We start from the raw sequence: 12,295 nt of genomic DNA, 5'->3' as shown, positions 1-12,295 counted from the left end.
ATTCCGACGCTCCCGACGCTCCCGACGCTCACCGCGGCCCCGACCACCGGAACCCCCGCATCGGCACGTTCTCGATCGCGTCGAAGGTCGGATCGACTTCCTTCAGCGCCTCGCGCAGCGTCGACACGTGCTTGCGGACGTTGTCGCGGGTGCGGCCGCTCTTGACGACGTCGTAGAGCTCCTCGTACGACACGACCTGCGGCGCGCGCTGGTAAAGCGTGGCGAGGATGCGCTGCGCCGTCAGGGGCAGGTTGATGCGCTGGCCCTTCCACAGCGGGCTGCGCTGCCAGAGCGGATCCAGCTGCAGCGCGTCGGGCGCGACCGGCACCGGCCCGGCGGCTTCCCGGGCGCGGGCCGCGCGCAGGATGTCGAGGAAGGTGTCGATGAACTCGGCCTCGTCGAAGCTGGTCTTCTGCAGGTAGTCCCAGGCGTCCAGCGCCTTCATGATCCCGCGGTAGATGGCCGCCGGCATCGCCGACACGACCAGCACCGGCGTGCCGGCGTTCAGCTTGTTGATCTCGTTGATCAGCGCGATGCCGGCGTTGCGCTCGCGACCGAGCTCGATGTCGAGCACGACCATGTCGTAGCGCTCACGCGCCAGCGCGGCCTCGGCGGCGTCGCGGTCGAACCACTGATCGACCTGCAGCTCGGGCCGCGCGGCGCGGATCCAGCCGGTGAGCTGCTCGCTGGTGGGGCGGTCGTCCTCGATGACGGCGACCTTGTGCATGGGGATGGCCATGGCGCCGGATTATCGGCACCCCCGTGCCCTCCGGCACGCCCGCCCTGTGAGGGTTTCTTCCGGACCGTGAAGGGACCCGCCGACGCCCGCATTGAGGCTTCCGGGGCCTTTGCGGACCATGAGCGACATCCCAACACCCGAATCACGGGAACCCCGGAGGACCTCATGAACGACCGCCTGCAATCGATCCGCAATGCCGCCGCGCGGCTCAAGGCTCGGCTGCCCGGTGTCCCCCGCGGCGCCGGCGCCGGCGTCGTCCGCTGCCTGCCCTGGCTGGCCGGCCTGACCGCCGTGGCCGGCGCGGTGGCGTTGCTGGTGACGCACCCGCCGGTGCATGAAGTGCCGCGCGGCAACGTCAGCCTGCGCACCAACGTGCTGACCGGCGGCGTGACCGAGGCCCGCTCCGGTTCCATGCTCCAGATTCCCGGCCTGCACGACGTCCGCGACCTGCCGGTGCGCGACCGCAGCTATCACCCGGACCGTTTCGCCCGTGCCGACGGCGAAGCGCCGCTGCAGTCGCTCGAAGGCCTCTCGCTGGGCCTGGACCTGACGGTGCGCTGGACCGTCGACCCGACGCGTCTGGCGCAACTGGCCGCCTCGCTGCCCGACGACATCGAGGGCGACGTGATCGCCCCTGCGCTTCAAGGCATCGTCTACCGCCAGATCGCGACGCACACGGTGCGCGAGATCTTCTCGACGCAACGCGGTCCCATCCAGGCCGCGCTGGAGTCGGAGCTGCGCCGCAAGCTGGCGCTGGACGGCATCGTGCTGCGCGGGCTGGAGATCGGCAACGTCGATCTGCCGCAGGAGTACCGCGCCGGCCTGGAGAACCTGCTGTCCGAGGGCTTGGCCAGCGAGAAGATGCGCTACACGCTGGAGCTCAAGGAGAAGCAGGTCAAGCAGACCGAGCTGGAGGCCGCCGCCGAGAAGGTCCGTCGCGAGACCTCGGCGGAAGCCGCGGCGCGTGAGCAGGTCATCGCGGCCAAGGGCCAGGAAGAAGCGATGAAGCACGTGCTGCCGTTCAAGCAGCGTCAGGTCGAGCAGCGCCAGCTGGAAGCCGAGGCCGAGCGCGTCGCGCGGGTCCGCATGGCCGAAGGCAACGCGCAGGCGCGCGGCATCGAAGCCGAGGGCGAGGCCAAGGCGCGCGAGAAGCTGGCCGACGCCGAGGCCTATCGCCAGACGCGCATCGGCAAGGTCGCGGTCGACCAGATGGCCGCCGAGGGTGCGCTGCTGAGCCGCCATCCGCTGCTGATCCAGAAGGCCATGGCCGACAAGCTCTCCGACAAGGTGCAGGTGATCATCGCGCCGCCCCCGTCGGACGGGGGATTCATCGGCAAGACGCTGCTGGGGACGAAGTCCGAGCCTGCCGCGCCGTCGACCCAGGAACAGTCCGCGCAATGAAGACCGGAAAGGAGAACGCCATGTGCCGCATGAAACTCGTGATGGCCGCTGCCATCGCCGCCGTCGCCGTCCAGCTGCTGTGTGTCCACTCGGCCAACGCCGCAATCAATGCCACAGCAGAGGACACGGCCCCGAAGCCGCCGATCAAGCGCGTCTCGCCGGACGACGCGGCACCGCGCACCGCGCTGGTGGTGCAGGACAACGTCGCCATGCGCGCGGCGGCGAAGGACTCGTCGCCGGCGCAGGCGCAACTCTGGCGCGGCGAGGCGCTGGAGATCCGCGGCGAGCGCCCCGACCACTTCCAGGTCTACGACTACCGCCGCGAACGCGGCGGCTTCGTCCGCAAGACCGCGCTGCTGCCGCTCAACGGCCCGGCCGCCCAACCGGACGCGTTGCTGGCCGCGCTGCGTGTCGTGCGCCAGCAGCCGGGCTCGGAGTCGCTCGGCCTGGGCCTGGCCGCCGCCTATGTGCAGTCGGCGAGCGCGACGCAGATGAACGGCGCGGACGGCGCCGAGGCGCTCGACGCGATGGGCACGCTGGCCGAGCGTCTGGCCGATCGCGCCTCGCGCGCGCAGTCCCGTCCGGACGGCGCGACCGTCGCTCCGACAGCCGCAGAGACGCAGGTCGCCGCGCAGCTCGACGTCGCCGCGCGTTACGGCCTGCGCTTCCGAACGCTGGAGCGCGAGGCCGGCGCGATGCAGCTCTGCTACGAAGGCGACGCGTTCCGCCGCGTGCTGGCGATGCCGGCGTCGACGTCGGAGCAGAAGGCGCGCGCCGCGCTGGCGCTGACGCGCGTCGACTGCCTGGACCCGGTCGCGACGCCGCCGCAGCGCGAGCAGATGGACCAGTGGCGCGCGGACGTGCTCGACAAGGTCGACCTGCGCGATCCGGCGCTGGCGACGCATTGGCGCAACCGCGTGCTGATGCGCCAGGCGGGCGTGTGGAGCAGCCTGGCGTTCATCCGTGCCCGTCGTGCGACGGTGGCCACCTCCACCGTGTCCAACGTGTTCACCGGCTCGACGTCTGCGACGGCCTCGGTGCCGGGGCAGCTGCAGGTCGATGTGTCGTCGGCGGCGTCGCGCCGCGCGCTGGAGGCCTTTGCCCGCGTCGTGCCGGCCGAGCTGTCGGACGACGACCAGCCCAGCTACAACGACGCCGCCATGCGCGGCAACGCGATGCGCTGGGCCGCGCTGCCCGCGGGTGCGCCGGAGCAGATCCTCGGCGCGGTGAAGCTGAACGTCGCTGCCGGCCAGCCGGGCGAGACCTGCCTGACGCTCACGATGAACGGCGCGCGGGAAGGCAATCCACCGCTGCTGCGCCACTGCGCTTGGGGTCTGGTGATGACGGCCTCGGCGCGGATCAACCGCGAGGGCACGGCGATCTCGATCGCCTCGGTGCCGGCGGACGGTTGGCGCGAACTCTGGCTGCTGCGCCGAACGTCGCAGGGCTGGAAGGTGTCGGTGCTGCCGCCGGTGGCCGCGCAGCCCGGCCTCGGCTACGCGGAATTCGCCGGCTGGGTGCCCGGCGGCAAGGAGCTGCTGGTCGCGCGCGAGTCCCGCGCCGAAGGCCGCTACAAGCGCAGCTACGAACTGGTCGACCTCGACTCGCTGGAGACCAGGCGCCAGGCCGGCGACGTGACGATGCTCGGTGCGTTCCAGCGCTGGCAGGCGGCGGATTGGAAGGGCACCAGCCTGAGCGCAAGGTGAAGGCTGCGCCATTTCGCATGGCGCCGCGGCGAGCTCAGAAGAGGTGCCCCATTCCCTCGAAAGTGGGCCCTCTTCAGACCCCCCGCCGCCCACAACTTTGAGTCATGGCAGAAAGGGATTCGATTTCGAGAATGCGTACATCGCATCGACATGAGGTCGGTGGCAGAAAGGCAGAAACGATGTTGCAGCGAATCGAATTCGAAGACGAGCCCGAGGAGGCCGCGCTGGCGCCAGTGCCGGAGTTCCTTGAGCCCGGACGACCAGTGTGGGTGTACAGCAAGAGCCAGAAGCCGTACCTCTACCGGCCGTGGATGAACCCTTGCTCGCCCGGCGAGTGGCCGTACGACCTCCAGGCGCTTCGCGGGACGGAGGACTACGAGGACATCCTCGAGTGGTATGCGCAGAAGCATCCGCATCTGCTGCGTGAGGACTTCTGGGTTGTCGATCGGGAGCTTGCGCGATGCGCGGGGGACCGGCAGATCAGCGTCCGCGTGATCCAGGATCCCGAGGAGCACAACTTGAGCCTGCAGTTCACGCTCTTTGGCTACGCACTGGACTCCGAGTATCCCCATCCCGAGATCGAAGCCTTTGAGGCGCTTTACACGACCGTTCCTGCGATTGATCGTCTGTGGCTAATCGCCTTTGTTCGAGTATGGCCCGGTCGATTCGAGGACCGGCATCTGGTGAGGTGAGGGCTACACGATGACTGCTTTTGACCCCGATGAAGTCCTCATCGTCGCAAGGCATCTCTGGACTCGACATGGCGGGCATTTTCGAGCGGCATTCCAGGGTTCACCAATGGACCCAGGAGCATTACGAACGTGACGGCGAGAAGGGTTTGGCCCGCAGGCTAGGGGAACTGCGCAGCAGCAGGAACGATGCTGACTACTCGACGGAACGACACATCACGCGGAAGGAAGCGGCGGAGGCCATGAGCCTGTCGCAGCAGATTCGCGCGGAGCTTCGGGTGCTTGCCGGTCGTCGGCTATACCTTGAACGCAGCAACGGGACAGGGACCGCTGACCCGGTCAATCCGCCGTGAGCTTCACCAGCACCTGCCGCAGCCGCTGCGCGTCGATCGGCTTGGTGAGGAACTCGTTCATCCCGGCGGCGAGCGCCTCGTCGCGTTCCTGGACCAGCGCCGCCGCCGTCAACGCGATGATCGGCAGCTCGGTCGCGTCGTAGCGCTGGCGCAGTTGCCGTGTCGCCTCGTGACCGCTCATGACCGGCATCTGCACGTCCATCAGCACCGCATCGAAGGGTTTGCCCATGCTGGCCGCGGCCGTCACTGCCTCCACCGCCTGGCTACCGTCGCTGGCCTGTGAGACCTCCGCGCCCCACTGCTCGAGCATGGCCACCGCGATCATCATGTTCACCGGGTTGTCCTCGACCATCAACACGCGGCGTCCCGCCAGTTCCGCCTCGTCCGCCGGCGAGCGGCGCTGCGTGTTGACCGGCGCGGGCGCCGGCGCCGCCGGCAGCGGCAGCTCGGCCCAGAAGGTCGCGCCCGCGCCCGGCTGGCTGTCCACGCCCACGTCGCCGCCCATCAGGGTCGCCAGCTCGCGGCAGATCGACAGGCCCAGACCCGTGCCGCCGTAACGGCGCGTGGTCGATTCGTCGGCCTGCGTGAAGGGCTGGAACAGCCGCTCGTGCATGGCCTCGGCGATGCCGGGGCCGGTGTCGCTGACCTCGACGCGCAGGCGCCGCTCGTCCAGCCGGCGCACCCGCACCGCGACGCGGCCCTGTTCGGTGAATTTCAAGGCGTTGCTCAGGTAGTTGCTCAGGATCTGCCGCGTCCGCACCGGGTCGCCGATCACCCAGGCCGGCACCGCGTCCTCGACGTCGATGCTGAAGCCCAGCCCGCGCGCCTGCGCCAGCGTGAGGTACCCCATGCGCATCGTCGCCAGCATGTCGCGCAGCGCGAAGGGCACCGTCTCCAGCGTCAGCCGGCCAGCCTCGATCTTGGACAGGTCCAGGATGTCCGACATCAGGCCCGACAGGCTCTCCGCGCTGTCCACCATCTGGTCCAGGTAGTGGGTGCGCGTGTCGCCGTTCAGGTCGGGCTGCTGCAGCAGACGCGCCAGACCGACCAGGCCGTTCAGCGGCGTGCGGATCTCGTGGCTGATGTTGGCCAGGAAGGCGCTCTTGGCCCGGTTGGCGGCCTGCGCCTCGTCCTTGGCCTGCGCCAGCGCCGCCTCGACGCGCCGGCGCTCGGTCACGTCTTCCATGATCCAGATCGTGCCGCCCCGGCTGGGGTGGTTCGGGTCCACCGCCCGCGCCAGGATCCGGCACAGGAAGCGGCTGCCGTCGCGGCGTCGCATCAGGCGTTCGACCTCGACCTGCTCACCCGCGGCCAGCCGCGGACCGAGTTCGTCGCCGACCGCCTCGTAGTCTTCGGGGTTGGGCCACACCACGCCACCCGCCTGGCCGATCAGCCCGCCCGCGGGCCAGCCGAACATCTCCTCCACCAGCCGGTTGGCCTGCACGAAATGCTGGTCGCGCGTCAGCGCGATGCCGATCGACGCGTTCTCCAGGATCGCCGCATGGACCAGCCGGGTGCGCTCGGTGTCGCTGACGTCGCGCGAGTTGACGACCAGGTAGGACATCCCGTCCATCACGAAGGGCGCCGCCGACAGCAGCATCGGGATCGGCTGTCCGCGCCGGTTGGCGAAGGTCGCCGGCATGTCGCTCACGCGGCCGTGCTGGCGCAAGGCCTCCACCAGCCGTTCGCGGTCGCCGATGTCCTGCCAGATGCCGAGCTCCTCCGAACTGCGCCCCAGCACCTCGTCGGCGGTGTAGCCGCTGATCAGCTCGAAAGTCTTGTTGACCATCACGTAGCGGCCGCTGACGGTCTCGGTCAGCGTGACCACGTCGGGGCTGGTCGCGAACAGGTGCGACAGCAGCGCCTCCGAACGCCGCAGCGCGTCCTGCGCGCGCGAGGTCTCGGTCTGGTCGATGAAGAAGGACAGCGTCGCCGGCCCGGTGGCCGCGTCCACGCGCACGCTGGTGGCCTGCACCAGGCGGCGCCGGCGCGAGAGCGTGCGCAGCCGGAATTCCGTCATCGGCAGCATCGCGCCGACGGGCAGCGCCTCGATCTTGGCGGCGCGCTGACGGGCGCGTTCCTCGTCGCCCGGCTCGTAATGCGAGAACAGGTCCTGGCCGATCATCGACGAGCGCTGCGTGTAGCCGAACATGGCCATCGCCGCCGGGTTGGCGTCCATCACGCGGCCCCAGCGATGCAGCACCAGCGGCGACGGCGAGCGGCGGAAGAGCTCGCGGTAGCGCGTCTCGGTGGCCACCATGGCCTGCTCGGTCTGGACCTCGTCGGTGACGTCGCGGCCCACGCCCCAGTAACCGCGGAAGTTGCCCTTGGCATCGAAACGCGGCTCGCCGCTGATCGACACGTAGTGCAGCGCGCCGTCCCCGGAGGTGCGGCGCATGACCAGGCCGCGGAACGGGCGGTGCGATTCGAGGTCGGCGCGGTGCGCGTCGAGTTCCTCGTCGGAGAGGCCGAGGTGCTCGATCTCCCACGGCGCGCGGCCCAGCCGCTCGGCCATCGACAGGCCCGACGCGCCCGGGGTGTGTTCGGTCAGGTGGGTGAAGCGGAACTGGCGATCCATCTCCCAGTACCAGTCCGCCGCCATGTTGAGCAGGTGGCGGAAACGCGCGTGGCGGTCGTTGACCTCCTGCATCGCGCGCCGGATCAGCTTGGCGGTTCCCAGACCGACGACCAGCCCCGAGGTCAGCAGCAGGAGCTGGGTCAGCAGCCGCGCGGTGAGTCCGACCGGCGCGGCGCCGACCTGGATCCAGCCGCCCAGTTCCGCCGAGGCCAGTCCGCCCAGCGCCGCCAGTCCCAGGCCGAACAGCGACAGGCCGGCACCCAGGCCGATCATGCCGGTGCCGAGCGCGACCATCAGGCCCATGATCCCGAGGCTCGCGGCGTTGAGGCCGAGCTGGCGGGACACCGCCAGCGACAGCGCCGTCGCCATCGCCAGGCACATCAGCGCGACCGCCGCCGCGGGGCCGTGGTGGGAGGGGAGCCGCCACAGCATCGCCAGCCCGGCGAAGGTCGTCACGAGGGCGAGCACCGGCGGCAGCAGGCCGCGCAAGGGCTCGGTGGCGCCGGCGCTGGCCAGCAGCAGCAGGCCGGCCATGCCGGACAGCAGCACGCAGGCGGCCATGAACAGCCGCGCGGCGCGCCATTGCAGCTTCGCAGGCAGGCTGTCGCCGCGCGACAACTCGTGCCCGACCAGACTGCTCAGATCGTCCTGGGAATCCTTGCTCACTCGACCCCGCCCCAACTCGTGATGGATGGACATGCCCTTTCTCTCCTTGGAAAGGTTGCGGGGCGAGCGGCGTGCCGGATCGGCAGGCGGCGGCCCGTAAATGCAACGTCCGGTAACGGAGTCTCGGTGAGCGGAGGGGGTTCTGAAGAGGCGTGGAATCCCGAAACGCGTCCAGTCCGGTGCGCGTTCGGGGTTTTTGCCAACTAGTTGGCGGGCGTCGCCGCCCGGGGATCAGGCCGCGGCCGGGGGGCGCAGCGCGTCGCGTGTCGCCAGCGCCACACGGCGGGCGGCGGCGGCGAAGTCCTCGCCGGCGGACGCATACAACACGGCGCGGGAAGAATTCACGATGACCGTGCCGCCGCCGTGGCGCCAGCCTGCGGACACCGTGGCCGCCGCGTCGCCGCCCTGGGCGCCCACGCCCGGGATCAGCAGCGGCAGCGTGGGGGCGAGTTCACGCACGCGCTCGATCTCCTTCGGGTAGGTCGCGCCGACCACCAGGCCGAGCTGGCCGTTGACGTTCCAGTCGCCCTGGGCGAGCGCGGCCAGATGCTCGAACAGGCGCGGCTGGCCCGGCACATCGGCCAGGCGCTGCATCTGCCAGTCGTCGCCGCCCGGGTTGGAGGTGCGGCACAGCAGGAAGGCGCCCTTGTCGGCATAGCGCAGATAGGGCTCGACGCTGTCGCGGCCCATGAACGGCGACAGCGTCACCGCGTCGGCCTGGTAGCGCTCGAAGGCTTCGCGGGCGTACTGCTCGGCGGTGGCGCCGATGTCGCCCCGCTTGGCGTCGAGGATCACCGGCACGTGCGGCGCGTGGCGCTTGATGTGGGCCATCAGCTGCTCGAGCTGGTCTTCGGCGCGGTGCGCGGCGAAGTAGGCGATCTGCGGCTTGTACGAGCTCACCACGTCCTTGGTGGCGTCGACGATGGCGGCGCAGAAGTCGTAGATCCGGCCGGCGTCGCCCCGCCAGTGGGTCGGGAACTTCGCGGGATCGGGGTCCAGCCCGACGCACAGCAGGGAGTCGTTCAGGCGCTCGGCCGCCTGGAGCTTCGACATGAATTTCATGTGCGGTATTGTCCCGCTTTTGCTTGAGAACACATCCGGGGGCGGCTCCGGGCGCTGGGAGGCGGGAATGGACGTGTTGAGAACGGCGCGACTGCGCCTGCGGTGGTTCCGGCAGTCGGATGCGGCTTTCGTCCGCGGCCTGCTCAACGAGCCGGCCTGGATTGAGCACATCTACGACGCGCAGGTCCGCACCGACGAGCAGGCCGCCGCCTGGATCCGCGAACGGCTGGAGGCGCGTTACTGGCTGCTGGGCTACGGGTTCTGGGCCGTCGAGCGGCTGGAGGACGGGGAACTGGTAGGCCTGGCCGGCGCGATCCAGCGCGACGGACTGCCGCATCCGGACATCGGCTACGGCTTCCCGGCGCGGTTCTGGGGTCACGGCTACGCGCGGGAGGCCGCGGCCGGCACCTTCGACTACTGCCGGCAGGTGCTCGGCCTGCGGCACCTGCTGGGCACGACGGCGCCGGACAACCATCCGTCGGGGCGCGTGCTGCTCGCGATCGGCATGACCGACGAGGGCCTGCAGCAGACCGAGGCCCATGAGGGCGAGTCGCGGGTGTATTCCTGGCACGACCCGGCACCGCCCGGCGACGCCGAGGAGATCGCCGCGCTGCGACGCCGTTGGCATGCCGCGCTGAGCGGACCGGCCCGTGCGGCGCTGATGGCCTGCGTGACGCCGGAGACGGTCGAACGCGTGATGGCCAGCCGTACCGACCTGTCTCCGCAGGCGCTGGATCACCTGGCGCAGCGCTGGGCGCCGCTGGCGGACGATCCGACGCTGCGGGCCGTCCGCACGCCCGCGGGATGGCGCTTGGACGTGCCGGCGGACCGCTGAAGCCCGCACGCGTGCGCAGGCGCGCTTAAGCGTGGCTGAAGTCGGCGGGGCGGGGGCTCGCCTATGCTGGGCGCCATGGACATTCCCGCTCATCCCGCCGCGCGCATCCTGCTCATCGAAGACGACGAACGCCTGGCGCAACTGGTCGCCGACGCGCTGGCGAAGGCCAACTACGCGGTGACCGTCTGCGGCGACGGCCTGGCCGGCGAGGCGATGATGCGGCAGGAGACTTTCGAGCTGGTGCTGCTGGACGGCCACCTGCCCGGCAAGGACGGCTTCGACGTGCTGCGCGACACGCGGCGCGATTTCGCCGGCCGCATCGTGATGCTGACGGCGCGCGACGACGACATCGACCAGGTGCTCGGCCTGGAGGGCGGCGCGGACGACTACATCGCCAAGCCGGTGGCGCCGCGCGTGCTGCTGGCGCGGCTGAAGGCGCTGCTGCGCCGTGACGCGATGCCGGCCGCGCATCCCATCGGCGAGGCGCTGCACTTCGGACCGCTGACGCTGCTGCCGCAGTCGCGCGAGCTGCGCCTGAACGGCGAGCCGGTCGTGCTCACGACCGCCGAGTACGAGCTGCTGAACTTCCTGGCGCATCGCGCCGGGCAGGTCGTCAGCCGCGACGACATCATGCAGGGGCTGCGCGGACTGGAGTTCGACGGGCTGGACCGCGCGATCGACGCACGCATCTCGCGGCTGCGCAGGAAGATCGGCGACGACGCGCAGGCGCCGGTGCGGATCAAGACGGTGCGCGGGCAGGGCTACCTCTTCGCGATCGACTGATGGCCGCGATCACGCTGCGCGCCTCGCTGCTGCGGATGGCGCTGGGACTCGGACTGGCGGTGCTGGCGCTCATCCTGCTCGTCGAGGCGCTGGTGCTGATCGGCGCGTCCGAGGTCACCAACGACTACGTGCGCAACTTCATGCGCGGCACGGTGGACCTGCTGGTGCGGGATCTCTCGCCGCTCGATCCGCCGGCGCGGCGCGAGCGCGTGCAGCAGCTCGATGCGCAGTTCGACTATCCGGTGCGGCTGATCCGCACGGATCTCGCGAAGCTCAGCGCGGACCAGCGCCGCCGGCTGGAGCGCGGCGAGGTGCTGGTCACCGGCTTCAACCGGCGCATCTACGCGGCGCTCCCCGGCGAGCCCGATCAGCTGCTGCTGCTCGGGCCGCTCGATTCCAAGCGGGCCGGCGAGCTGCCGAAGGAACTCGCGGCGCAGCTCGGCGTGGCGGTCGTCATCGCCCTGGCGGTCGCGCTGATCGCGTGGTGGCAGTTGCGGCCGCTGTGGCGTGATCTGCGCGGGCTGCAACGCGCGGCTGAGCGGTTGAGCGCGGGCCGGCTCGACACGGAGCTGCCGCCGTTGAAGAGCACGCTGTTCGCGCCGGTCGCCGCGGCGACGCGCGCGATGCTGGAGCGGTTGGCCGCCGCGATGGCGACGCAGCGTGAGCTGACCGGCGCGGTGTCGCATGAGTTGCGGACGCCGCTGGCGCGCTTGCGATTCGCGGTGGATGCGCTCGTCGACGAGGACGACCGCGATCGGCGCGAGCAGGCGGTGATGGCGTGCGAGCGAGACATCGCCGAACTCGATGAACTCATCGACGCAAGCCTCACGCTGGCGCGGCTCGACATGGGCGCGCTGCAGCCGAATGTGATGCAAGGCAATCTGGGCGACATGTTGACGAAGGAGGCGGCGTCGTTGGCGCCCTTGCTCGACGGCAAGGCCCTGGACACCGATCTGCGTCTGCCGGATCAGTTGCCTTTCGATGAAAGGCTGCTGCCTTACGCGATCCGCAACGGGTTGCGCAACGCCGCGCGGTACGCGAAGGGCCGCATTCTGCTGAGCGCGTGGGTGGAGGCGGGGCAGCTCTGGCTCGCGATCGACGACGACGGCGAGGGCGTGCCGCCGTCGCTGCGCGAGGCGGCTTTCGAGCCGTTCAAGCGCCTCGAACGCAAAGGGCGCGGCACGCGCGGTTTCGGCCTGGGGCTCGCCATCGTGCGACACGTCGCGCACGCGCACGGCGGCCATGCGCGACTCGGCGAAGCGCCGCGCCTGGGCGGCGCCCGGCTCCTGCTGTACTGGTCGGCCGAAGCGGCCTGACTTCGCCTGAATCGCTGACGCAGTGGGCGTTCTCCGCCCCGCGTGAAGCTTCGTCAAGCGCCGCGTGCGCGGCTGTCATCGACCGTCACACAAGCGCTCAACTCGCGCCACAGACGCGGCGGGGTCGAATTCCCAGAATGAGCTCCATGTCGAACGAGCCTGATCAC

The 12,295-nt window shown here is 70.4% G+C and carries 10 protein-coding genes; 7 read left to right on the top strand and 3 right to left on the bottom strand.

The window, feature by feature from the left end; all coding sequences use genetic code 11:
- Positions 1-28 precede the first annotated feature (28 nt).
- Positions 29-727 carry a response regulator gene (locus PV762_RS20735; protein ID WP_421037005.1) on the bottom strand — a complete coding sequence of 233 codons (699 nt, stop codon included), beginning with the start codon at positions 725-727 and terminating at the stop codon, positions 29-31.
- Positions 728-904: 177 nt separating this feature from the next.
- Here PV762_RS20735 and PV762_RS20730 point away from each other — a divergent pair, with 177 nt between their 5' ends.
- The 4 genes from PV762_RS20730 to PV762_RS20715 all read left to right on the top strand — a co-directional run bounded on the left by PV762_RS20730 (position 905) and on the right by PV762_RS20715 (position 4,888).
- Positions 905-2,140 carry an SPFH domain-containing protein gene (locus PV762_RS20730; RefSeq protein WP_421036894.1) on the top strand — a complete coding sequence of 412 codons (1,236 nt, stop codon included), beginning with the start codon at positions 905-907 and terminating at the stop codon, positions 2,138-2,140.
- A 20-nt stretch (positions 2,141-2,160) separates the two neighbouring features.
- A complete protein-coding gene (locus tag PV762_RS20725; protein ID WP_421036893.1) occupies positions 2,161-3,846 on the top strand; it encodes a hypothetical protein in 1,686 nt (561 codons plus the stop codon).
- Positions 3,847-4,025: 179 nt separating this feature from the next.
- Positions 4,026-4,538: a hypothetical protein gene (locus PV762_RS20720; protein ID WP_421036892.1), complete on the top strand. Its 513-nt coding sequence runs from the start codon at positions 4,026-4,028 to the stop codon at positions 4,536-4,538.
- A gap of 20 nt (positions 4,539-4,558) precedes the next feature.
- Positions 4,559-4,888 (top strand): hypothetical protein, encoded by a 330-nt coding sequence (locus tag PV762_RS20715; protein ID WP_421036891.1) that lies wholly within the window; start codon positions 4,559-4,561, stop codon positions 4,886-4,888.
- Here the strand turns inward: PV762_RS20715 and PV762_RS20710 are convergent.
- Together PV762_RS20710 and pyrF are read right to left on the bottom strand one after the other, a co-directional pair.
- Complete coding sequence (locus PV762_RS20710; RefSeq protein ID WP_421036890.1) at positions 4,875-8,165, bottom strand: PAS domain S-box protein; 3,291 nt, start codon at positions 8,163-8,165, stop codon at positions 4,875-4,877. The two genes, PV762_RS20715 and PV762_RS20710, sit on opposite strands and share 14 nt — an antisense overlap.
- A 198-nt stretch (positions 8,166-8,363) precedes the next feature.
- Positions 8,364-9,194, bottom strand: a complete 831-nt coding sequence (pyrF, locus tag PV762_RS20705) for an orotidine-5'-phosphate decarboxylase (protein ID WP_421036889.1) — start codon at positions 9,192-9,194, stop codon at positions 8,364-8,366.
- A 67-nt stretch (positions 9,195-9,261) separates the two neighbouring features.
- Here pyrF and PV762_RS20700 point away from each other — a divergent pair, with 67 nt between their 5' ends.
- The 3 genes from PV762_RS20700 (at position 9,262) to PV762_RS20690 (ending at position 12,128) form a co-directional block, all read left to right on the top strand.
- A complete protein-coding gene (locus PV762_RS20700; protein ID WP_421036888.1) occupies positions 9,262-10,029 on the top strand; it encodes a GNAT family N-acetyltransferase in 768 nt (255 codons plus the stop codon).
- Between the two features lie 75 nt (positions 10,030-10,104).
- Entirely contained in the window at positions 10,105-10,812 is a 708-nt protein-coding gene (locus PV762_RS20695; RefSeq protein ID WP_421036887.1) for a winged helix-turn-helix domain-containing protein, read from the top strand.
- Complete coding sequence (locus PV762_RS20690) at positions 10,812-12,128, top strand: ATP-binding protein (RefSeq protein ID WP_421036886.1); 1,317 nt, start codon at positions 10,812-10,814, stop codon at positions 12,126-12,128. The genes PV762_RS20695 and PV762_RS20690 overlap by 1 nt, the downstream gene beginning before the upstream one ends.
- Positions 12,129-12,295: the final 167 nt, after the last annotated feature.

Origin of the sequence: Mitsuaria sp. CC2 (assembly GCF_048957715.1) — a bacterium.
Classification (GTDB): domain Bacteria; phylum Pseudomonadota; class Gammaproteobacteria; order Burkholderiales; family Burkholderiaceae_C; genus Roseateles.
This window is presented reverse-complemented; position numbering and strand designations above follow the sequence as displayed.